Here is a 20,539-nt window from a genome sequence, read left to right on the forward strand (position 1 = left end):
GGGGATCGCACGGCTGAAGGGGAACATGCCATGAGCGCCGAGGACCTCGAGAAGTACGAGACCGAGATGGAGCTCAAGCTCTACCGGGAGTACCGCGACGTCGTCGGTCTGTTCAAATACGTGATCGAGACCGAGCGACGTTTCTACCTCACCAACGACTACGAGATGCAGGTGCATTCGGTCCAGGGCGAGGTGTTCTTCGAGGTGTCCATGGCCGACGCCTGGGTGTGGGACATGTACCGGCCGGCCCGGTTCGTGAAGCAGGTGCGGGTGCTGACGTTCAAGGACGTGAACATCGAGGAGCTCAACAAGAGCGACCTGGAGCTACCTGGCGGGTGACGGAGTTTTCCACAACCGGTGAGTAGTTCACCGTGAGCGACGGGATCGGCCCGTCTGCGTGATCGTGGGCGCCGGAGGTGGTGCCGACATGAACGCACGAGGTGCGCTGGGCAAGTACGGCGAGACGCTCGCCGCCCGCCGGCTGGGTGAGGCCGGACTGACGGTCCTGGAACGCAACTGGCGGTGCGGCAGGGCCGGCGAGATCGACATCGTCGCCCGGGACGGGGACGTCCTGGTCGTCTGCGAGGTCAAGACCCGCAGGGGTGGCGCGTTCGAACACCCGATGGCCGCCGTGACCCCCGACAAGGCGGAACGGCTGCGCCGTCTCGCCGAGCGCTGGATCCAGACCCACGGGGGAGCCCCGCCCGGAGGCGTCCGCATCGACCTGGTGGGCGTGCTCCTGCCGCGGCGAGGCGCGCCCGTCGTCGAGCACGCGCGGGGGGTGGCGTGATGGGGTTCGCGCGTACGTGCTCCGTGGCGCTGGTCGGCGTCGAAGGCGTGGTGGTCGAGGTGCAGGCCGACCTCGAACCGGGCGTGGCGGCGTTCACCCTGGTCGGGCTGCCGGACAAGAGCCTGACCGAGAGCCGGGACCGGGTCAGGGCGGCGGTGGTGAACTCGGGCGCGGAGTGGCCGCAGAAGAAACTGACGGTGGGCCTCAGCCCGGCATCGGTGCCCAAGAGCGGCAGCGGGTTCGACCTGGCGGTCGCCGCGGCCGTGCTCGGCGCCGCCGAGCGGATCGACCCGCGGGTACTGGCCGACATCCTGATGATCGGGGAACTGGGCCTGGACGGACGGGTGCGGCCGGTGCGCGGCATCCTGCCGGCGGTACTGGCCGCCGCGGAGGCCGGGTACGAGCAGGTGGTCGTGCCCGAGTGCGCCGCCGCCGAGGCCTCCCTGGTGCCCGGTGTGTCCATCCTCGGCGTGCGCAGCCTGCGCCAGCTGATCGCCGTCCTCGCCGACGAACCCGTGCCGGAGGAGGAGCAGGAACGGCAGGGCGGGCCCGACCCGCTCATGGCCGGCCTGCGCATGCCCGGCACGGGCATGCACGGCATGGGCGCCGCCCAGTACGCCCACGATCACGACCTCGCCGACGTCGTCGGCCAGACCTCGGCGCGCACGGCGGTGGAGGTCGCCGCGGCCGGCGGACACCACCTGTTCCTGGAGGGACCGCCCGGTGCCGGCAAGACCATGCTCGCCGAACGGCTGCCCGCGATCCTGCCCCGGCTGGGCCGGGCGGAGTCGCTGGAGGTCACCGCGGTGCACTCGGTGGCGGGCCTGCTGCCGCCGGGCAAACCCCTCATCGACGTCGCCCCCTACTGCGCGCCGCACCACTCCGCCACGATGCAGGCCCTCGTCGGCGGCGGACCCGGCGTGGCACGGCCCGGCGCCGTGTCGCTCGCGCACCGGGGCGTCCTGTTCCTGGACGAGACCCCCGAGTTCAGCAGCCATGCCCTCGACGCGCTGCGCCAGCCCCTGGAGGCCGGGCACGTCGTCATCGCGCGCAGCGCGGGCGTGGTGCGGTTCCCGGCGCGCTTCCTGATGGTGCTCGCCGCCAACCCCTGCCCGTGCGGGCGCTTCTCGCGGAAGGACGACCTGTGCGAGTGCTCGCCCGCGTCGATCCGCCGCTACCAGGCCAGGCTGTCCGGTCCCCTGCTCGACCGGGTCGACCTCCGCGTCGAGGTGGACCGGGTCACGCGCAGGGAGCTCGCGGGGGACGGCACCCGGGGCGACTCCACCGCGACGGTCGCCGACCGGGTGCGTGCGGCTCGCGAACGGGCCGCCGCCCGCCTCGCCGGCACCCCGTGGCGCTCGAACAGCGAGGTGCCCGGACGGGAGCTGCGCAGCCGGTGGTACGCCGCGCCCGGCGCCCTGGAGGACGCGGAGCGCTGCCTCGAACGGGGTGTGCTCACCGCTCGGGGCCTCGACCGGGTCCTGCGCGTCGCCTGGACCGTCGCGGACCTCGTCGGCCACGACCGGCCCGACGCGAGGGACGTCGCCCTGGCACTGCAACTGCGCACGGGGGTGCCGCGCGGCGTTCCCATGGAGCTGGGAGCGCTGACATGAACAGGGGCGACGGCAGTGATGCGGGCGGCGACGGGAGCCCGCGTGACGGTGTGGGCCGGGGGGAACGGGTGGGGGGCGAGTCCGTGGAGGGTGAGCTGCTCGGCCGGGTCTTCCTCACGCGGGTCATCGAGCCAGGCGACGGGACCGGCGGACGGTGGGTGCGGGAGCGGGGTGTCACGGAGGTGGTGCGGCGGCTGCGGGAGGGCGGGCGCGCCCTGCCGGGCGTGAGCGGAAAGCGGTGGGCCGGGCTCTGCGCCCGGGCCGCCCGGGCCGACCCGCGCGGGGACCTCGCCGTCGCGCGGGCGGCCGGGGTGCGGTTCGTGGCGCCCGGCGACGCCGAGTGGCCCCGGCAGCTCGACGACCTGGGGGACGCCCGGCCCCTCGGGCTGTGGGTGCGCGGCCGGCCCAGCCTGCGCATGTGGGCGCTGCGGTCGGTGGCGGTCGTGGGCGCCCGCGCCTGCACCGAGTACGGCGCCCACATGGCGGCCACCCTCGCCGCCGGCCTCGCCGAACGCGGCTGGGTCGTGGTGTCCGGCGGAGCGTACGGCGTCGACGGCGCCGCGCACCGGGGCGCCCTCGGCGCGGGCGGTGCCACCGCGGCCGTCCTCGCCTGCGGGGTCGACCGTCCCTACCCGCCCGGACACACCGGGCTGATCACCCGGATCGCGGAGCAGGGACTGGTCGTCGGGGAGCTGCCGCCGGGTGATCACCCGACACCGAGCAGATTCGTCCTGCGCAACCGCGTGATCGCCGCGCTCACCCGGGGTACCGTCGTCGTCGAGGCGGCCCTGCGCAGCGGCTCGCTGGTCACGGCACGGGCGGCACAGCGTCTGGGCCGGCACACCATGGGAGTGCCCGGGCCGGCCACCAGCGGGCTGTCCGCGGGAGTGCACGAGCTGCTGCGCGGCGACGCCGTACTGGTCACCGACGCCGCGGAGGTCGTCGAGCTGGTCGGCGACATGGGTGAACTGGCCCCGGACCGGCGAGGCCCGGTACTGCCCACCGACCTGCTGGAACCCCGGACCCGGCAGGTGCTGGCCGGGCTCCCGGCGCGCGGCACGGCCGCGGTGGCCGACGTCGCGCGCCGCGCACAGACCACGCAGGACGACGCGGTCGCGAGACTGTACGAGCTTCGAGCACTCGGTTACGTCGAACGACACGGCGACGGCTGGAAGTTGACACGCCAGGCGATGATCTCGGTCCGTGGCGGCCGGGGCCCGCGCTGACCGAGCGTGTTCGGCCGTCCGGGGGAAGCCCGACGCCCTTGGGGATTCCCGCAGTTGGGTGATTCGGATGATCACGCTGAGCGATCGGCGTCCCCCCAGTTGGGCGTTCAGCGGAACGTATCTGCGTACGACCCCCCGGCCGTCCTTCGCCCACCGCGACAGTCCAGTCACGCTACGCTCACGAGGACCCCCACGCAGACAGGCGACAACAGGCGACAACCAGACAGCAGACCGGCGGCCTCACCACAGGCACACCACATCACGGCAGAACGGCACAAGGCGACGAATGCCCCAGCACACCTCCGGGTCCGACCGGGCGGCGCTCCCCCCAGCCGCCCGCGACGGTGGCAGCGTGCGACCGCCCGCCCCCTCGACGCTCGACGAGCTGTGGCGGTCGTACAAGGCGACGGGGGACGAGCGGCTGCGGGAACAGCTGATCCTGCACTACTCGCCCCTGGTGAAGTACGTGGCGGGCCGGGTGAGCGTGGGGCTCCCGCCCAATGTCGAGCAGGCGGACTTCGTCTCCTCCGGGGTGTTCGGGCTGATCGACGCGATCGAGAAGTTCGACGTCGACCGGGAGATCAAGTTCGAGACCTACGCGATCACCCGGATCCGGGGCGCGATGATCGACGAGCTGAGGGCGCTGGACTGGATCCCGCGGTCCGTGCGGCAGAAGGCGCGGAGCGTGGAGCGGGCCTACGCGACGCTGGAGGCGCGGCTGCGGCGGACCCCGTCGGAGGGCGAGGTGGCCGGCGAGATGGGCATCGCGGTGGAGGACCTGCACGCGGTCTTCAGCCAGCTGTCCCTGGCCAACGTCGTGGCCCTGGAGGAGCTGCTGCACGCCGGGGGCGAGGGCGGGGGCCGGCTCAGCCTCATGGACACCCTGGAGGACACCGCCGCCGACAACCCGGTGGAGATCGCCGAGGACCGCGAACTGCGGCGCTTCCTGGCGCGGGCGATCAACACGCTGCCCGAACGCGAGAAGACCGTCGTCACCCTGTACTACTACGAGGGACTCACCCTCGCCGAGATCGGCAACGTGCTGGGCGTGACCGAGAGCCGGGTCAGCCAGATCCACACCAAGTCCGTACTGCAGCTCCGTGCGAAGCTGGCGGCATTCGGCCGCTGACCTGGCCGTACGTCCCCCGTCCGGCCGCACCGGTGGCCTGGTCCGCGGCCCGGGAGCCGGGTGGGTGACTCCCGTACGGGGGAACGCCTCCGTAAAGTGGTGACGTGCCAAGGATTCGAGCGGCCTCCGTGGCCGAGCACCGGTCGATGCAGCGTGCCGCCCTGCTGGACGCGGCACGCTCCCTGCTGTCCGACGGCGGGACGGAGGCGCTGACCTTCCCCGCCCTCGCCGAGCGGACGGGTCTCGCCCGTTCGTCCGTCTACGAGTACTTCCGGTCCCGGGCCGCGGTCGTCGAGGAGCTGTGCGCCGTCGACTTCCCCGTCTGGGCCGCGGAGGTCGAGGCGGCGATGGAGCGCGAGGCGACGCCCGAGGGCAGGGTCGAGGCGTATGTGCGCCGGCAGCTCGACCTGGTCGGGGACCGGAGGCACCGGGCCGTGGTGGCCATCTCCGCGAGCGAACTGGACGCCGGCGCCCGGGAGAAGATCCGGGCGGCGCACGGCGGTCTGGTCGCGATGATCGTCGAGGCGCTGGGCGAGATGGGGCACGAGCAGCCGCGGCTGGCGGCGATGCTGCTCCAGGGGGTCGTGGACGCGGCCGTGCGGCGGATCGAGCTCGGGGCGGCCGAGGAACCGGCGGTGATCACGGAGGCGGCTGTCTCCATGGCGTTGCGAGGCGTCCGGGGCTGACCGCCCGGGCCGTCGAGGCCCTCGGTGCGCCCAGGGTGCCCAGCCTTCTCGCCCCCCGGGGGGCGTGGTGCCGGGCCCGGCGTTCACCGGGGCCGCCCCTGCCTCCGCGGGGGGTGCCGACCAGGCCGGTACAGGCGCGCGGGCACGCGCCTAGGGCCGCGGCCCGGTGGGGAGGGGGACTCCCAGCACCGGCAGCAGTCTCGACGGGCCCGCGCCGAGCAGCCACGGCGGCAGCAGCGCGAGCGGGTTCAGATAGACATCGCCTCTCAGCACCCCCCAGTGCAGGCACGCCGAGCAGTGGGAACCCGTCGGTTCCACCCTGCCCAGCAGTTCTCCGGCGGCGACCTCGTCGCCCTTGTGCACCGACGCCCGCACCGGTTCGTACGTCGTCCGCAGCGGCGGGTCGCCCGTTCCCGTCAGTTCCAGCGAGACGACACCTCTCCCCGCGACCCGCCCGGCGAAGGACACCCTTCCCGCAGCCACCGCCCGCACGGCGGTCCCGGCCGGCGCGGCGAGGTCCACGCCGCGGTGCCCCGGGCCGTACGGCGTCGACGGGGGCTCCCAGCCCCGCAGGACCGCGGGCCGGGTGCCGGCCGGCCAGAACCGGGCGACGGCCGGCACCGCCGGGCCCGGCTCCTGCCGGGGGCCCGCCACGCCGACCGCCACCGGTGCCACCGGCCGTTCCGGTCGCGGCGGCGCCGGGGCCATGACGGCCAGCAGCATCGCCACCCACGTACACACACCCGCACATCGCCTCGCTCGCATGCGAGAACCGTCCCGCACCGGGACCGGCCGCCGTCCGGCCCTGTGGACCACTCGCCGGTTGTGGACGGCTGCGTCACCCGGTGCCCCTCCGGTCCCGTACACTTCTGGTGGCGATCCGGGTGACCGGGTCGACTTCGCACGCCCCGACACGAGGCCGTCAAAGATCTCGTGTCAGCGCCCCTCGGTCCCTTGTGGCACGGCGCATCGCGGGCGTCAGGCGCGGGAGCCGTCCGGCTTCCGCGGCACAACCGAGAAACTCAAGGAGATACGGCCATGGCCGTCGTCACGATGCGGGAGCTGCTGGAGAGCGGCGTCCACTTCGGTCACCAGACCCGTCGCTGGAACCCGAAGATGAAGCGCTTCATCTTCACCGAGCGCAACGGCATCTACATCATCGACCTGCTCCAGTCGCTGTCGTACATCGACCGCGCCTACGAGTTCGTCAAGGAGACCGTCGCCCACGGCGGCACGGTCATGTTCGTCGGCACGAAGAAGCAGGCGCAGGAGGCCATCGCCGAGCAGGCCACCCGCGTCGGCATGCCCTACGTCAACCAGCGCTGGCTGGGCGGCATGCTCACCAACTTCTCGACCGTCTACAAGCGCCTGCAGCGCCTGAAGGAGCTCGAGCAGATCGACTTCGAGGACGTGGCCGCCTCCGGCCTCACCAAGAAGGAGCTGCTGGTCCTCTCCCGCGAGAAGGCCAAGCTGGAGAAGACCCTCGGCGGTATCCGCGAGATGTCCAAGGTGCCCAGCGCCGTCTGGATCGTGGACACCAAGAAGGAGCACATCGCGGTCGGCGAGGCCCGGAAGCTCAACATCCCGGTCGTCGCCATCCTCGACACCAACTGCGACCCCGACGAGGTCGACTACAAGATCCCGGGCAACGACGACGCGATCCGCTCCGTCACCCTGCTCACCCGCGTGATCGCCGACGCCGTCGCCGAGGGCCTCATCGCCCGCTCCGGTGTTGCCACCGAGGGCAAGGGCGACAAGGCCGCCGGCGAGCCGCTGGCCGCGTGGGAGCGTGACCTGCTCGAGGGCGAGAAGAAGGCCGACGAGGCGGAGAAGCCCGCCGAGGCCGCTGCCGAGGCTCCGGCCGAGGCTGCCGCGGAGGCCCCCGCCGAGGCTCCGGCCGAGGCCGCCACCGAGGCTCCGGCCGAGGCCCCTGCCGCGGACGCCGAGCAGGCCTGACCCCTCACCACCTTCGGGTGCTGGACGGCGGGGACCACACCAGTCCCCGCCGTTCGGCCCGTAGATCTTCAGACTTCGAGAGAGATTCCGGAATCATGGCGAACTACACCGCCGCCGACGTCAAGAAGCTTCGTGAGCTCACGGGCGCCGGCATGATGGACTGCAAGAAGGCGCTGGACGAGGCCGAGGGCAACGTCGAGAAGGCCGTCGAGGCGCTCCGCATCAAGGGCCAGAAGGGCGTCGCCAAGCGCGAGGGCCGTTCCGCCGAGAACGGTGCCGTCGTCTCGATCATCGCCGACGACAACACCTCGGGCGTCCTCGTCGAGCTGAAGTGCGAGACGGACTTCGTCGCCAAGGGTGAGAAGTTCCAGGCCGTCGCCACGGCCATCGCCGAGCACGTCGCCAAGGCCGCCCCGGCCGACCTCGAGGCCCTGCTCGCTTCCGAGATCGAGCCCGGCAAGACCGTCCAGGCGTTCGTGGACGAGGCCAACGCCAACCTGGGCGAGAAGATCGTCCTGGACCGCTTCGCGCAGTTCTCCGGCGGCTACGTGACCGCGTACATGCACCGCACGATGCCCGACCTGCCCCCGCAGATCGGTGTCCTCGTCGAGCTGGACAAGCCGAACGCGGAGATCGCCAAGGGCGTCGCCCAGCACATCGCCGCCTTCGCGCCGAAGTACCTCTCCAAGGACGACGTCCCGGCCGAGGTCGTCGAGTCCGAGCGCCGCGTCGCCGAGGAGACCACCCGCGCCGAGGGCAAGCCCGAGGCCGCCCTGCCGAAGATCGTCGAGGGTCGCCTCAACGGCTTCTTCAAGGACGCCACCCTGCTCGGCCAGCCCTACGCCCTGGACAACAAGAAGTCCGTCCAGAAGGTGCTGGACGAGGCCGGTGTCACCCTGAAGCGCTTCTCGCGCATCAAGGTCGGCATCTGAGTCCGTACCGCGACGGACGCACGACCCCGGTAGGGTCGACAGCAGTCGTCCGCGCCGTTGCCGTCTGCCGCTGTGCACCTGCGCGTGGCGGCGGACGACAGCAGATCTGACGAGGAGGCCATTGCCGCGTACGGGATGCGAAACACGCCCCCACCGGCAATGGCCTTCTTCGTGTGTGTGACCCACGTAAAAGAGGCGAGATCTCCATGACCACCAAGGCCGAGAAGAGCGACGACGGCAAAGTACGCGGCCGCTTCATGCTGAAGCTGTCCGGAGAGGCCTTCTCCGGCGGTGGGGGCCTGGGCGTCGACCCCGACGTGGTGCACGCCATCGCCCGCGAGATCGCGGCCGTCGTACGCGACGGTGCGCAGATCGCCATCGTCATCGGCGGCGGCAACTTCTTCCGCGGCGCCGAACTGCAGGTGCGCGGCATGGACCGCGCCCGCTCCGACTACATGGGCATGCTCGGCACCGTGATGAACTGCCTGGCCCTCCAGGACTTCCTGGAGAAGGAGGGCGTCGACTGCCGCGTGCAGACCGCCATCACCATGGGCCAGGTCGCCGAGCCGTACATCCCGCTGCGCGCCGTGCGTCACCTGGAGAAGGGCCGCGTGGTCATCTTCGGCGCCGGTATGGGCATGCCGTACTTCTCCACCGACACCACCGCCGCCCAGCGCGCCCTCGAGATCGACGCCGAGGCACTGCTCATGGGCAAGAACGGCGTGGACGGGGTCTACGACGCCGACCCGAAGACCAACCCGGACGCCGTGAAGTTCGATGCGCTCGGCTACGGCGAGGTCATCACCCGCGACCTCAAGGTCGCCGACGCCACGGCCGTCACGCTCTGCCGCGACAACAGCCTCCCGATCGTGGTCTTCGAGCTTCTGAAGGAGGGCAATATCGCCCGCGCCGTCAAGGGTGAGAAGATCGGCACGCTTGTGGGTGACCAAGGCAGCCAGGACTGACCGGAGAACCACCCCCTGTCCGCGGACGCCACCTGTCCGGGGGACGGACGGGACGGGGCCGGGCCGGGGGATGGACAATGTCCCGCCGGTCGGGAACCGTGCAGGAAGAAGACGCGACGCAGCCGGCCGCAGCTCAGACAGGACCGCAGCCGGGCCTACTCAAGACACGCAGGAGCAAGTGGTGATCGAAGAGACCCTCCTCGAGGCCGAGGAGAAGATGGAGAAGGCCGTCGTGGTCGCCAAGGAGGACTTCGCCGCGATCCGCACCGGCCGTGCGCACCCGGCGATGTTCAACAAGATCGTGGCCGACTACTACGGCGCGCCGACGCCGATCAACCAGCTGGCCTCGTTCTCCGTGCCCGAGCCGCGCATGGCCGTGGTGACGCCGTTCGACAAGAGCGCCCTGCGCAACATCGAGCAGGCGATCCGCGACTCCGACCTGGGCGTCAACCCGAGCAACGACGGCAACATCATCCGGGTGGTGTTCCCCGAGCTCACCGAGGAGCGCCGCCGCGAGTACATCAAGGTCGCCAAGGGCAAGGGCGAGGACGCCAAGGTGTCCATCCGCTCCGTGCGCCGCAAGGCCAAGGACGCCATCGACAAGCTGATCAAGGACGGCGAGGTCGGCGAGGACGAGGGCCGCCGTGCGGAGAAGGAGCTCGACGACACCACCGCGAAGTACGTCGCCCAGGTGGACGAGCTCCTGAAGCACAAGGAAGCCGAACTGCTCGAGGTCTGATGAACGACTCTTCCTGGGGAGCGCCGCCACAAGCCGGGTACTGGGGGCCGTCCGACCAGGGGCCTGGCCAGGCGGCTGCCCCGGCGGGTCCCGCGTACGATGCGCACAGCGCGCAGCAGACTCGCCCCATGCCCATCGTGCCCGACGTACCCGAACACGGCGGAGCCCAGGATGACGGCCAGGGGGCCGCTCGGCTGAGCGGCCCCTTGTTCCGAGACGAGCCGTTCCGCGACGACACGTACCGCGGCGAGACCCCGTCGGCACAGCCGTATGCGGCGGTGCCGCAGAATCCGGAGCCCATGCCCGACGCCCAGCAGCCGGCGCAGCCGCAGCCGCAGCCGCAGAAGAAGAGCGCGGGGCGCGACCTGAGTTCCGCGATAGGGGTCGGTGTCGGGCTCGGCGTGGTGATCATCGCGTCGCTGTTCTTCGTCAAGGCCGTCTTCGTCGGCGTGATCGCGATAGCCGTCGTGGTGGGCCTGTGGGAACTGACCACGCGGCTCCAGGAGCGCAAGGGCATCAAGGCGCCCCTCGTGCCGCTCGCGATCGGCGGCGCGGCGATGGTGGTCGCCGGGTATGTGCGCGGCGCCGAGGGCGCGTGGATCGCCATGGCGCTCACGGCGCTGGCGGTCCTCGTGTGGCGGATGACCGAGCCGCCGGAGGGCTACCTCAGGGACGTCACGGCGGGCCTGTTCGCGGCCTTCTACGTGCCGTTCCTGGCCACGTTCGTCGCCATGATGCTGATGGCCGACGACGGTCCGTGGCGCGTGTTGACCTTCCTGCTGCTGACGGTCGTCAGCGACACCGGCGCGTACGCCGTCGGCTGGCGCTTCGGCAGGACCAAGCTCGCCCCGCGCATCAGCCCCGGCAAGACCCGTGAGGGCCTGCTCGGGGCGGTCGGCTTCGCCATGGTGGCGGGCGCGCTGTGCATGCAGTTCCTGATCGACGACGGCTCCTGGTGGCAGGGCCTGCTGCTCGGCCTCGCGGTCGCGGCCAGCGCCACGCTGGGCGACCTCGGCGAGTCCATGATCAAGCGCGACCTCGGCATCAAGGACATGGGCACCCTGCTGCCGGGCCACGGCGGCATCATGGACCGCCTGGACTCGCTCCTGCCGACGGCACCGGTGGTGTGGCTGCTGCTCGTCGTCTTCGTCGGCTCCGCCTGAGCGCCCGGACCGGGCCGGCCCGCGGGGCGGGGAGACCCTCAGACCCTCGCGGCGTGCTCGCGCACCGCGATCCGGGCCAGCTTCGTCAGCATCATGCCGTTGCGGACCGAGACGAAGTAGTCCACGGGGAGGCCGTGCATCCGGGTGCCCGGGCCCCGGAGGGGGTGCCAGTCGAGGGTGAAGAGGGTGTGCTCGCCCCAGGGGGTCAACTTCATGGCGATGCGAGCCGCGCCGAAGGGTTCCGCCTTCGCTTCCAGCTCCAGGCGGTGGTGAGGTTCGCAGATGCGGACGACGCAGGTGTCGTCGAGGGTCACGGGGCCCGCGCCGACGCGGACTCTCAGTCGGGCGCCCACCTCTGGCCACTGCGGGTCCGCGGCAAGAACCTGCTGCGTTCCCGTCACCCACTCGCCGTAGCGGTGACCGTCGGACAGCAGGCTCCAGACTTCGGACGGTGAGCTCAGGATCAGACAGCGGTTCCGGGCCATGGTCACGCTCCTGGAGGACGGGCGGCCGAAGCCAGGGTGGGGGAACTCGGCCACGACTCGGCTCGCCGGGGCAGGCCCGGCGCACCGGGCTGTCTCGCAGGCCGGTCCACGGGTTCGGCTTCCAGCCTCACGCCGACCGCACCGCCCGCACAGTCCGGCAAGTCCAGACAGGTGAGTGACCGGTCGGGACACGATCCGATCGAGGGTCAGAGGACCGGGCTTCTCCGTTCCATCAGTACGACGTCGCGCCATGCGCCATGGTGCCGGCCGATGCGCTTCCGCGTTCCGACGACGCGGAACTCCGCCTTCCTATGGAGGGCGAGGCCGGCGGACCGAGTGCTCGACGACGCCGGCGTACGCGCACCGGTCGGAGACCGCTACCGCGGCGACCCGGCCGAGGACCCGGCCCGTGGCGTCGAGCGCGACGTGACGGTGTTCCGGCAGCTTGGTGGCGTTGAACTCCTCACAGCTGGAAGCGATGGCCTCGAAGGTGGCGTCGCCTTCGTCGCTGCCGTCCTGCTGCTACGCCCTCCAGGACAAGGTGTGGGTGCACGGCCCCGGCAAGGAGCCCTGGGAGGTCTACGTCGTGAAGGCCGACAGCCGGCACCCTCGGCAAGAGCGCCGACCCCCACGCCGGCGGCGACGGCTGCTGCACCGGCCGGGCCGCCGAGGAGGCTCCGAACGCCGGGGGATGTGCCTGCGGCTGGGGAGTACGAGGAGCGAGTGAAAACGGGCCCCGGCCACGGCCGGACGACGGCCGCAGATCACCCGAGTGGATCTGCGACACTGGGGAGGTCATGCCTAAGCCCGGAGAACTCACATTCGTCGCCCCGCGCGGAGCCAAGAAGCCGCCGCGGCATCTCGCCGATCTCACGCCTGCCGAGCGCAAGGAGGCCGTCGCCGCGATCGGTGAGAAGCCGTTCCGTGCCAAGCAGCTCTCGCAGCACTACTTCGCGCGGTACGCGCACGACCCCGAGCAGTGGACCGACATCCCCGCCGGTTCGCGCCAGGGGCTGCGGGACGCGCTGCTGCCCGAGCTGATGTCGGTCGTCCGGCATCTGTCGACCGACCAGGGCACCACCCGCAAGACGCTGTGGAAGATGTTCGACGGCACGCTCGTCGAGTCCGTGCTCATGCGCTACCCGGACCGGGTGACCATGTGCATCAGCTCCCAGGCGGGCTGCGGCATGAACTGCCCCTTCTGCGCCACCGGGCAGGCCGGGCTGGACCGGAACCTGTCCACCGCCGAGATCGTGCACCAGATCGTGGACGGCATGCGGGCGCTCAGGGACGGCGAGGTCCCCGGCGGCCCCGCGCGGCTGAGCAACATCGTGTTCATGGGCATGGGTGAGCCCCTCGCCAACTACAACCGGGTCGTGGGGGCCATCCGCCGCCTCACCGACCCCGAGCCCGACGGACTGGGACTGTCCCAGCGCGGCATCACCGTCTCCACGGTCGGCCTGGTCCCGGCGATCCACCGGTTCGCCGACGAGGGCTTCAAGTGCCGCCTCGCCATCTCCCTGCACGCCCCCGACGACGAGCTGCGCGACACCCTCGTGCCCGTCAACACGCGGTGGAAGGTGCGCGAGGTCCTCGACGCCGGCTTCGAGTACGCGGCGAAGTCCGGGCGCCGGCTGTCCATCGAGTACGCCCTGATCCGTGACATCAACGACCAGGCGTGGCGCGGTGACCGGCTCGGGCGGCTGCTCAAGGGCAAGCCGGTGCACGTCAACCTCATCCCGCTCAACCCGACGCCGGGCTCGAAGTGGACCGCCTCGCGGCCCGAGGACGAGAAGGCGTTCGTCGCGGCGATCGAGGCGCACGGTGTGCCGGTGACCGTCCGGGACACCCGTGGGCAGGAGATCGACGGGGCGTGTGGTCAGCTCGCCGCGAGCGAGCGGTAATCTGACCGGCGTACATCTTCATATTCAGACATCTTCATATTCCGACAGGGGAGCGCCACAGCGCTGAGAGTGCGGCACCGGCCGCAGACCCTCCGAACCTGGCCCAGGTCATTCTGGGTAGGGAGATCGGTCATCACTCGAGCTGTTGCGCCCTGCCCGGGTCCCTCGCCAGGGGTCCCGGGCGGGGCCGCGTCTTCTCCTGGTAACCCAGGAGGAATTCCGTGAGCATCACCAAGAAGGCCAGTGTCCTGGCCGTCGGGCTCGGCCTCGTCGGCGGCCTGGCCGCCTGCGGATCGTCGTCCACCGGCGACGACCAGGGGTCCGGCGGTTCCAAGACCGTGACCCTCGTCAGCCACGACTCGTGGGCCGCGTCCAAGAGCGTCATCGCGGACTTCGAGAAGAGCTCCGGCTACAAGGTCAAGGTCCTCGAGGACGGCGACGCCGGACAGGCCGTCAACAAGGCCATCCTCACCAAGGACAACCCGCAGGGCGACGTCTTCTTCGGCGTCGACAACACGCTGCTGTCCCGCGCGCTCGACAACGGCCTGTTCCAGTCGTACGAGCCCAAGGGCTCCGACATGATCCTGCCCGAGTACCGGGTCGACCGGGACAAGCACCGCGTCACGCCGATCGACACCGGTGACATCTGCGTCAACTACGACAAGGCGTACTTCAGCGAGCACAAGCTGACCCCGCCCGACTCCTTCGACGACCTCACCAAGCCCGCGTACAAGAACCTCCTCGTCACCGAGGACGCCGGCAGTTCCTCGCCCGGTCTCGGCTTCCTGCTGGGCACCGCCGCCAAGTACGGGGACGACGGCTGGCAGGACTACTGGAAGAAGCTGAAGGCGAACGGCGTCAAGGTCGTCGACAGCTGGGAGCAGGCGTACAACGAGGAGTTCTCCGGCTTGTCCGGCGGCAAGAAGGCGAAGGGCGACCGCCCGCTCGTCGTCTCCTACGCCTCCTCGCCCCCCGCCGAGGTGATCTACGCCGACCCGAAGCCGGACACCGCGCCCACGGGCGTCGCCACCGGCACCTGCTTCCGCCAGGTCGAGTACGCGGGCCTGCTGAGTAACGCGAAGAACACCGAGGGCGGCAAGGCACTGCTGGACTTCCTGGTCAGCAAGAAGTTCCAGGACGACATGCCGCTGAACATGTTCGTCTACCCGGTGCGCGAGGCGGCCCAGGTGCCGCCGGAGTTCGTGAAGTACGGCCCCCAGGCCAAGAACCCGCAGACCCTGGACCCGAAGAAGATCGCCGACAACCGTGACCAGTGGGTCAAGTCGTGGACCTCGCTCCTCCTGAAGTGACCGGAGTGACCGAGGCCGCCCGGTCCGCCCGTACCCGGCGGCGCGGGAGCGCGGCGCGGCTGGCCCTGATGGCCGGCCCCGTCGCGTTCTTCGCGGTTTTCTTCGCCTACCCCGTCGCCGCGATCGTCGCGCGCGGACTGGAGGTCGACGGGGTCTGGCGGTTCGGGCGGATCGGGGACGTCCTGGCCCAGTCCGACGTCCGGCACGTGCTGTGGTTCACCACCTGGCAGGCGCTCGCCTCCACCGCGCTCACGCTGCTGATCGCCCTGCCCGGCGCCTATGTCTTCGCCCGCCTGGACTTCCCCGGCAAGCAGCTGCTGCGAGCCGTGGTGACCGTGCCGTTCGTGCTGCCGACGGTCGTGGTGGGCACCGCGTTCCTGGCGCTCGTCGGGCGGGGCGGCCTGCTCGACGAGCTGTGGGGCGTCCGGCTGGACACCACGGTGTGGGCCATCCTGCTCGCGCACGTCTTCTTCAACTACGCCGTCGTCGTACGCACCGTCGGCGGGCTGTGGGCACAGCTCGACCCGCGCCAGGAGGAGGCGGCGCGGATGCTCGGCGCGTCCCCCCTGCGGGCCTGGCGGCGGGTCACCCTGCCGGCGCTCGCGCCCGCCGTGGCCGCCGCCGCGCTGATGGTGTTCCTGTTCACCTTCACCTCCTTCGGCGTCGTCCAGATCCTCGGCGGGCCCACCTTCTCCACCCTGGAGGTGGAGATCTACCGGCAGACCTCGCACGTCTTCGACCTCTCCACGGCCGCCGTGCTGACGCTGATCCAGTTCGCGGCGGTCTGCGCCATCCTCGCCGTGCACGCCTGGACGGTCCGGCGGCGCGAGACGGCCCTGCGGCTGGTGGACGCGTCCCGCACCGCGCGCCGCCCGCGCGGCGCCGGACAGTGGGCGCTGCTCGGGGGCGTGCTCGTCACCGTGGCCGTCCTCGTCGTGCTGCCGCTCGCCGTGCTGGTCCAGCGGTCGTTCGGCGCCGGCGGCCTCGGGTACTACCGGGCACTGACCCACGAGGACGGCGGCACCTTCCTCGTCCCGCCGATCGAGGCGGTCGGCAACTCCCTGCAGTACGCCCTCGCCGCCACCGCCGTCGCCGTGCTCATCGGCGGTCTGGCGGCGGCCGCGCTGACCCGGCGTGACGCGGGCCGCCTGGTGCGCGGCTTCGACGCGCTGCTGATGCTGCCGCTCGGGGTCTCCGCCGTGACGGTCGGCTTCGGGTTCCTGATCGCGCTGGACGAGCCTCCGCTGGACCTCAGGTCCTCCTGGATCCTGGTGCCGCTCGCCCAGGCACTGGTCGGCGTCCCCTTCGTCGTACGGACCATGCTGCCGGTGCTGCGGGCGGTGGACGTACGGCTGCGGGAGGCCGCGGCGGTGCTCGGGGCGTCGCCGTGGCGGGTGTGGCGGGAGGTCGACCTGCCGATGGTGCGGCGGGCGCTGCTGATCGCGGCCGGGTTCGCCTTCGCGGTGTCGCTCGGGGAGTTCGGGGCGACCGTGTTCATCGCGCGGCCCGACAACCCGACGCTGCCGGTCGCCGTGGCCCGGCTGCTGGGGCGGCCCGGGGACATGAACTACGGGCAGGCGATGGCCCTGTCGACGATTCTGATGGTGGTGTGCGCCGTGGCCCTCGTGGTGCTGGAGCGGCTGCGGACCGACCGGAGCGGGGAGTTCTAGCAATGCTGCTGAGTCTGCGGGACGCCACCGTCCGCTTCGGCGGGCGGGCCGTGCTCGACGCCGTCGGCCTGGATGTCGCCGAGCACGAGGTCGTGTGCGTGCTGGGACCAAGCGGCAGCGGCAAGTCGACGCTGCTGCGCGCGGTCGCCGGGCTGCAGCGGCTGGACGCCGGGCGGGTGGTGCTGGACGGGCGCGACCAGGCCGGGGTGCCCGCGCACAAGCGCGAGGTGGGGCTGATGTTCCAGGACCATCAGCTGTTCCCGCAGCGGGACGTGGCCGGCAACATCGCCTTCGGCCCGCGGATGCGCGGAGCGTCGCGGTCCCGGCAGCAGCAGGACGTACGGGAGCTGCTGGAGCTGGTCGGGCTGCCGGGTGCCGAGCGCCGGTCCGTCGCCGCGCTCTCCGGCGGTGAGCAGCAGCGGGTGGCGCTGGCCCGGGCCCTCGCGCCCCGGCCCCGGCTGCTGATGCTGGACGAGCCGCTCGGCCAGCTCGACCGCTCGCTGCGGGAGCGGCTGGTGGTGGAACTGCGCGAACTGTTCGGTCTGTTGGGCACCACCGTGCTCGCCGTGACGCACGACCAGTCGGAGGCCTTCGCGCTCGCCGACCGGGTGGTGGTGATGCGGGACGGGCGGATCGCCCAGGAGGGCACGCCGCTGGAGGTGTGGCAGCGGCCGGCGGACGCCTTCGTGGCCCGCTTCCTCGGCTTCGACAACGTGGCCGAGGGGACCGTCACCGGGCAGGCCGCGGCCACGCCCTGGGGCAAGGTGCCGGTCCCCGAGGGCGCTCCCCAGGGGACGAGGACGGTGCTCGTGCGGCCCGCCGGGGTCAGGATCGTGCCCGCCGACGCCGGGCTGCGCTGCACGGTCGCCGCCCGCACCTTCCGCGGCACCCACGTCGCCGTCCAGTTGCAGCCCGAGGACGCGCCGCGCCTGGAGGCGGCCTGCGCGCTGCGGGCGGCCCCGGAGGTCGGGGACACGGTCGGGGTGGAGTTCGACGGGGCGGAAATCGTGGTGCTCGGGTGATCGTCCCGCTCCTAGGATGCGGAGCATGACGTCACTGGCACACGAGCGCTACTGCGACGAGACAGCCCACCAGGTCGGGCAGTTGAGGGACCTGGTGACCTCCGGCACCGATCTCTCCGCCACCGTCCCGACCTGCCCGGACTGGTCCCTGGAGGATCTGGTCCGGCACACGGGCGGAGCCCTGCGCTGGGCGGGGCTGCTGGTGCGCACACGGGCCCAGGAGAACATCCCCGACGAGGAGGTGCCGGGCGCCGCCGGCCCCGACGCCCGGGGCGACGCCGCCGCGCTGGACGCCTGGCTCGCGGAGTCGGGCGAGGCGTTCGTCGGCGCGCTCCGCGAGGCCGGGCCGGACGCGAAGGTGTGGTCGTGGGGCGGGCGGCACGACGCGGGCTTCTGGGCGCGCCGGATGACGCACGAGGTCACCGTCCACCGCGCGGACGCCGCGCTCACCGCCGGACAGCCCTACCGGGTCGCGCCGGACGTGGCCGCCGACGCGATCGACGAATGGCTGGAGATCGTGGAGTTCGTGCAGCGGACCGGCACGGACCCCGAGGCGAACGAGCTGCGCGGGCCCGGCCGGAGCATCCATCTGCACGCCACCGACGCCGCCCCCGGGGCCGATGCCGAGCGAAGCGAGATGGGGGTCCCCCCGGCCGAAGGCTGGGGGAGGCTGATCGAGCTCGGCGAGGACGGCTTCACCTGGCGCCGCGGCCACGCGAAGGCGACCGTCGCTCTGCGGGGGTCCCTCACGGACGTCCTGCTCGCCTTCTACCGCAGGCTGCCGCTGGACGCCCCCGGCGTCGAGGTGCTCGGCGAACGGGAGTTGCTGGAGTTCTGGCTGGAGCGGGCGTCGTTCGGCTGACGCGCCGATGGCCCGCCCCCGGCCGGGGACGGGCCACCGTTCGCACGGTTCCTACGGGACGTCAGCGGCTGCTGGTCGCCCCGCGACGGCGCAGGCCGAAGAAGACCGCGCCGCCGCCGGCGACGACGAGGGCCGCCGCGATGCCGACGATCATGCCGGTGTTGGAGTTGGCACCGGTCTCGGCGAGGTTGGACTCACCGGCCGCCGGGGACGGGGCGTTGCTCGGCACGGCCGCCGGGGCGCTGCTCTCGCTCTGCGAGGCGGCGGGGGTGGACGGCGACGGGGCCGGAGCCGGCGACTCGGTCTCCTCGGCCGGGGCGGACGAGCTCTGGGACGGGGTCGGGGACGGCGTGTCCTCGGTCTTGCAGGCGGTGGCCGGGGTGACGAGGTTCGGCTTGATGTCCTCGTCGACGTAGCCGCCGGCCTTGACGTGGATGCGGTACTCGGCGTTCGGCTTCCAGTCCGCGGCGAAGGTGATGGTGCTGCCCTCGCGGGAGCCCTTGACCACCTGCTCGTCGATCTTCTGGGCGTCCCCGCCGTTGTTCTCCAGGTACACGGTGACGGTGGCGGGGATGCCGGCGGGGTCCACGTCGGTGACGGTGATGACTCCCTTGTCGCCGTCGCACTTGGCGGCGGCGGAGAACTCGCCGATGTTGCAGGCGAAGGCGTTGCCGGCGGCGCCGAGCGCGAGGGCCGCCGTGGCCGAGGCGACGCCGAGGGCACGGACGCTACGGCGTGACGCCGTGCGGCTGAGTATGGACAGGACTGCCACGTTTTTCCTTTACGGGAAGCGCGGATGCGGGGGGTGGAGAGGGTGCTGACGTCATCAGCACACCCATGAGCCTCACTGGTCTATAAGCGGGCCATAAGAAGTGTCAACGCATATGCCTGTCAAGGGCGTTGGCTTTGCTCTCTTATTAACCGCCGAGACGTTTCAGCGCCTCGGGAGCCTCCTCGATCCGGTCCACCAGCGCGATCCGGGCCTCCATGGACCGCCCCTCGGCCAGCGACGTCAGCAGCGGCCAGGCCGGCAGCGTCCGCGTCCAGTGCGCCCGGTCCACGAGCACCATGGGGGTGGGCTCGCCCCGCGACTCGTAGTAGTTCGGCGTCGCGTTGTCGAAGATCTCCCGCACGGTGCCGGCGGCGCCCGGCAGGAACACCACGCCCGCGGTCGAGCGGGCCAGCAGGCCCTCCTCGCGGGTGGCGTTGGCGAAGTACTTGGCGATGTGCGCCGCGAAGGCGTTCGGTGGCTCGTGGCCGTAGAACCAGGTCGGGATGCCCACCGAGGCACCGCCCCCGGGCCAGCGCTCACGCACCTCGAAGGCGGAGCGCGCCCAGTCGGTGACCGACGGCGTGAACGAGGTGACCTTCGCGAGGACGAGCAGGGCGTCGTCCAGCATGCCGTCGCGGAACGGGGCCGCGTACGCACCGAGGTTCGCGGCCTCCATCGCGCCCGGTCCGCCACCGGTGGCCACCGTGAACCCGGCGCGGGTCAGCTCGCGTCCGAGACGCGCGGCCCCCGCGTAGGCGTCGGTGCCGCGGGCCATGGCGTGGCCGCCCATGACACCCACCACCCGTGCGCCGGCGAGGAGTTCGTCGACCGCGTCCGAGACCGCGTCGTCGTGGACCGCGCGCAGCATGGAGGCGAACACGTCTCCGTCCGCCTTGGTGCGCTGGAACCAGTCGTAGGCCAGCGCGTCCGGCGTCGCCTCGTAACCGCCGTCGAGGGAGGCGTACAACTCGTCGGGGGAGTAGACGTGTCCGCGGTACGGGTCGAAGGGCAGACCCGGCACGGGCGGGAAGACCAGGGCCCCGGCGGCGCGCACATGGGCCGCCGCCTCGGGGGTCATCGGGCAGCCGAGGAAGACGGCGCCCGTGGGGTCCGCGGCGAGCAGGCTGTTCGTACGGTCCGTCAGGTCGACGGCCTGGACGCGGTAGTGGGCGAGGGTGCCGTGTACGGAGACGACCTCGTCGAACTCGGCGAGGGTCTCTATCTCCCGGTCGTGCGAGGCGTGGTGGGACTGTGCCGGGGACGGGGACGGCTGCTGGGGCTGGGCGGGTGTCGGATCCACCCGCCCATGCTAGGT

General features: G+C 71.9%; 20 protein-coding genes, 2 pseudogenes and 1 riboswitch. Of the genes and pseudogenes, 17 read left to right on the forward strand and 5 right to left on the reverse strand.

All coding sequences use genetic code 11. From position 1 onward, the window contains the following. Positions 1-30 precede the first annotated feature (30 nt). The 6 genes from ACIRG6_RS29440 to ACIRG6_RS29465 all read left to right on the forward strand — a co-directional run bounded on the left by ACIRG6_RS29440 (position 31) and on the right by ACIRG6_RS29465 (position 5,444). Positions 31-339, forward strand: a complete 309-nt coding sequence (locus tag ACIRG6_RS29440; RefSeq protein WP_003965949.1) for a DUF2469 domain-containing protein — start codon at positions 31-33, stop codon at positions 337-339. Positions 340-427: 88 nt separating this feature from the next. Continuing rightward, positions 428-790 (forward strand): YraN family protein, encoded by a 363-nt coding sequence (locus ACIRG6_RS29445; protein WP_189233072.1) that lies wholly within the window; start codon positions 428-430, stop codon positions 788-790. Continuing rightward, on the forward strand, positions 790-2,403 hold the full coding sequence (locus ACIRG6_RS29450) for a YifB family Mg chelatase-like AAA ATPase (RefSeq protein ID WP_403325014.1): 1,614 nt from the start codon (positions 790-792) through the stop codon (positions 2,401-2,403). The genes ACIRG6_RS29445 and ACIRG6_RS29450 overlap by 1 nt, the downstream gene beginning before the upstream one ends. Continuing rightward, positions 2,400-3,629 carry a DNA-processing protein DprA gene (gene dprA / locus ACIRG6_RS29455; RefSeq protein ID WP_364680409.1) on the forward strand — a complete coding sequence of 410 codons (1,230 nt, stop codon included), beginning with the start codon at positions 2,400-2,402 and terminating at the stop codon, positions 3,627-3,629. The genes ACIRG6_RS29450 and dprA overlap by 4 nt, the downstream gene beginning before the upstream one ends. 286 nt (positions 3,630-3,915) lie before the next feature. Then, positions 3,916-4,758: an RNA polymerase sigma factor WhiG gene (gene whiG, locus ACIRG6_RS29460; RefSeq protein WP_364680406.1), complete on the forward strand. Its 843-nt coding sequence runs from the start codon at positions 3,916-3,918 to the stop codon at positions 4,756-4,758. 128 nt (positions 4,759-4,886) lie between these two features. After that, positions 4,887-5,444 (forward strand): TetR/AcrR family transcriptional regulator, encoded by a 558-nt coding sequence (locus tag ACIRG6_RS29465; protein ID WP_318216349.1) that lies wholly within the window; start codon positions 4,887-4,889, stop codon positions 5,442-5,444. Between the two features lie 150 nt (positions 5,445-5,594). Here ACIRG6_RS29465 and ACIRG6_RS29470 read toward each other — a convergent pair whose 3' ends face one another. Then, positions 5,595-6,209 (reverse strand): M23 family metallopeptidase, encoded by a 615-nt coding sequence (locus ACIRG6_RS29470; protein ID WP_403325015.1) that lies wholly within the window; start codon positions 6,207-6,209, stop codon positions 5,595-5,597. Positions 6,210-6,482: 273 nt separating this feature from the next. Between ACIRG6_RS29470 and rpsB the strand changes: the two genes are divergently transcribed. From rpsB to ACIRG6_RS29495, 5 genes are all read left to right on the forward strand, one after another. Beyond that, the gene (rpsB, locus tag ACIRG6_RS29475) at positions 6,483-7,400 is read left to right on the forward strand and encodes a 30S ribosomal protein S2 (protein WP_239763328.1); all 918 of its coding nucleotides are present in this window, start codon (positions 6,483-6,485) and stop codon (positions 7,398-7,400) included. Positions 7,401-7,495: 95 nt separating this feature from the next. Then, positions 7,496-8,332 carry a translation elongation factor Ts gene (gene tsf, locus ACIRG6_RS29480; RefSeq protein WP_318214611.1) on the forward strand — a complete coding sequence of 279 codons (837 nt, stop codon included), beginning with the start codon at positions 7,496-7,498 and terminating at the stop codon, positions 8,330-8,332. A 206-nt stretch (positions 8,333-8,538) separates the two neighbouring features. Further along, positions 8,539-9,297: a UMP kinase gene (pyrH, locus tag ACIRG6_RS29485; RefSeq protein ID WP_318214612.1), complete on the forward strand. Its 759-nt coding sequence runs from the start codon at positions 8,539-8,541 to the stop codon at positions 9,295-9,297. A gap of 181 nt (positions 9,298-9,478) precedes the next feature. Beyond that, positions 9,479-10,036 (forward strand): ribosome recycling factor, encoded by a 558-nt coding sequence (frr, locus tag ACIRG6_RS29490; RefSeq protein ID WP_014675285.1) that lies wholly within the window; start codon positions 9,479-9,481, stop codon positions 10,034-10,036. Beyond that, a complete protein-coding gene (locus ACIRG6_RS29495; protein WP_364821197.1) occupies positions 10,036-11,199 on the forward strand; it encodes a phosphatidate cytidylyltransferase in 1,164 nt (387 codons plus the stop codon). The genes frr and ACIRG6_RS29495 overlap by 1 nt, the downstream gene beginning before the upstream one ends. A gap of 38 nt (positions 11,200-11,237) precedes the next feature. Here the strand turns inward: ACIRG6_RS29495 and ACIRG6_RS29500 are convergent, their stop codons facing one another. Together ACIRG6_RS29500 and ACIRG6_RS29505 are read right to left on the reverse strand one after the other, a co-directional pair. After that, complete coding sequence (locus tag ACIRG6_RS29500; protein ID WP_364680397.1) at positions 11,238-11,684, reverse strand: SRPBCC family protein; 447 nt, start codon at positions 11,682-11,684, stop codon at positions 11,238-11,240. A 206-nt stretch (positions 11,685-11,890) separates the two neighbouring features. Beyond that, positions 11,891-12,203 (reverse strand): annotated as a pseudogene (locus ACIRG6_RS29505) (N-acetyltransferase family protein); the annotation flags it as partial. Between ACIRG6_RS29505 and ACIRG6_RS29510 the strand changes: the two are divergent. The 6 genes and pseudogenes from ACIRG6_RS29510 to ACIRG6_RS29535 all read left to right on the forward strand — a co-directional run. After that, positions 12,199-12,388: pseudogene (locus ACIRG6_RS29510) on the forward strand (glyoxalase/bleomycin resistance/dioxygenase family protein); the annotation flags it as partial. The pseudogenes ACIRG6_RS29505 and ACIRG6_RS29510 sit on opposite strands and share 5 nt — an antisense overlap. 93 nt (positions 12,389-12,481) lie before the next feature. Then, positions 12,482-13,588, forward strand: a complete 1,107-nt coding sequence (rlmN, locus tag ACIRG6_RS29515) for a 23S rRNA (adenine(2503)-C(2))-methyltransferase RlmN (RefSeq protein ID WP_225635651.1) — start codon at positions 12,482-12,484, stop codon at positions 13,586-13,588. A gap of 36 nt (positions 13,589-13,624) precedes the next feature. Next, positions 13,625-13,730: riboswitch (TPP riboswitch) on the forward strand. 79 nt (positions 13,731-13,809) lie between these two features. Next, positions 13,810-14,898 (forward strand): thiamine ABC transporter substrate-binding protein, encoded by a 1,089-nt coding sequence (locus ACIRG6_RS29520; RefSeq protein ID WP_403325016.1) that lies wholly within the window; start codon positions 13,810-13,812, stop codon positions 14,896-14,898. A 68-nt stretch (positions 14,899-14,966) separates the two neighbouring features. Beyond that, positions 14,967-16,568 (forward strand): ABC transporter permease, encoded by a 1,602-nt coding sequence (locus tag ACIRG6_RS29525; protein WP_318216351.1) that lies wholly within the window; start codon positions 14,967-14,969, stop codon positions 16,566-16,568. A gap of 2 nt (positions 16,569-16,570) precedes the next feature. Further along, on the forward strand, positions 16,571-17,590 hold the full coding sequence (locus ACIRG6_RS29530) for an ABC transporter ATP-binding protein (protein WP_364680391.1): 1,020 nt from the start codon (positions 16,571-16,573) through the stop codon (positions 17,588-17,590). 25 nt (positions 17,591-17,615) lie between these two features. Next, on the forward strand, positions 17,616-18,452 hold the full coding sequence (locus ACIRG6_RS29535; protein WP_364680388.1) for a maleylpyruvate isomerase family mycothiol-dependent enzyme: 837 nt from the start codon (positions 17,616-17,618) through the stop codon (positions 18,450-18,452). A 61-nt stretch (positions 18,453-18,513) separates the two neighbouring features. On the opposite strand, the gene ACIRG6_RS29540 is transcribed toward ACIRG6_RS29535, so the two are convergent. After that, a complete protein-coding gene (locus ACIRG6_RS29540) occupies positions 18,514-19,224 on the reverse strand; it encodes an LAETG motif-containing sortase-dependent surface protein (RefSeq protein ID WP_364821150.1) in 711 nt (236 codons plus the stop codon). A 145-nt stretch (positions 19,225-19,369) separates the two neighbouring features. Next, positions 19,370-20,524, reverse strand: a complete 1,155-nt coding sequence (locus tag ACIRG6_RS29545) for an LOG family protein (RefSeq protein ID WP_403325017.1) — start codon at positions 20,522-20,524, stop codon at positions 19,370-19,372. Positions 20,525-20,539 lie beyond the last annotated feature (15 nt).

The organism is Streptomyces flaveolus (assembly GCF_044765825.1).
Taxonomy (GTDB): Bacteria; Actinomycetota; Actinomycetes; order Streptomycetales; family Streptomycetaceae; genus Streptomyces; species Streptomyces flaveolus.

What these genes read in the sequence shown, in the direction of transcription:
- ACIRG6_RS29440 (WP_003965949.1), top strand. Translation starts at nt 31, where the DNA reads ATGAGCGCCGAGGACCTCGAGAAGTACGAGACCGAGATGGAGCTCAAG.
- ACIRG6_RS29445 (WP_189233072.1), top strand. Translation starts at nt 428, where the DNA reads ATGAACGCACGAGGTGCGCTGGGCAAGTACGGCGAGACGCTCGCCGCC.
- ACIRG6_RS29450 (WP_403325014.1), top strand. Translation starts at nt 790, where the DNA reads ATGGGGTTCGCGCGTACGTGCTCCGTGGCGCTGGTCGGCGTCGAAGGC.
- dprA (WP_364680409.1), top strand. Translation starts at nt 2,400, where the DNA reads ATGAACAGGGGCGACGGCAGTGATGCGGGCGGCGACGGGAGCCCGCGT.
- whiG (WP_364680406.1), top strand. Translation starts at nt 3,916, where the DNA reads ATGCCCCAGCACACCTCCGGGTCCGACCGGGCGGCGCTCCCCCCAGCC.
- ACIRG6_RS29470 (WP_403325015.1), bottom strand. Translation starts at nt 6,209, where the DNA reads ATGCGAGCGAGGCGATGTGCGGGTGTGTGTACGTGGGTGGCGATGCTG.
- rpsB (WP_239763328.1), top strand. Translation starts at nt 6,483, where the DNA reads ATGGCCGTCGTCACGATGCGGGAGCTGCTGGAGAGCGGCGTCCACTTC.
- tsf (WP_318214611.1), top strand. Translation starts at nt 7,496, where the DNA reads ATGGCGAACTACACCGCCGCCGACGTCAAGAAGCTTCGTGAGCTCACG.
- pyrH (WP_318214612.1), top strand. Translation starts at nt 8,539, where the DNA reads ATGACCACCAAGGCCGAGAAGAGCGACGACGGCAAAGTACGCGGCCGC.
- ACIRG6_RS29495 (WP_364821197.1), top strand. Translation starts at nt 10,036, where the DNA reads ATGAACGACTCTTCCTGGGGAGCGCCGCCACAAGCCGGGTACTGGGGG.
- ACIRG6_RS29500 (WP_364680397.1), bottom strand. Translation starts at nt 11,684, where the DNA reads ATGGCCCGGAACCGCTGTCTGATCCTGAGCTCACCGTCCGAAGTCTGG.
- rlmN (WP_225635651.1), top strand. Translation starts at nt 12,482, where the DNA reads ATGCCTAAGCCCGGAGAACTCACATTCGTCGCCCCGCGCGGAGCCAAG.
- ACIRG6_RS29525 (WP_318216351.1), top strand. Translation starts at nt 14,967, where the DNA reads ATGGCCGGCCCCGTCGCGTTCTTCGCGGTTTTCTTCGCCTACCCCGTC.
- ACIRG6_RS29530 (WP_364680391.1), top strand. Translation starts at nt 16,571, where the DNA reads ATGCTGCTGAGTCTGCGGGACGCCACCGTCCGCTTCGGCGGGCGGGCC.
- ACIRG6_RS29535 (WP_364680388.1), top strand. Translation starts at nt 17,616, where the DNA reads ATGACGTCACTGGCACACGAGCGCTACTGCGACGAGACAGCCCACCAG.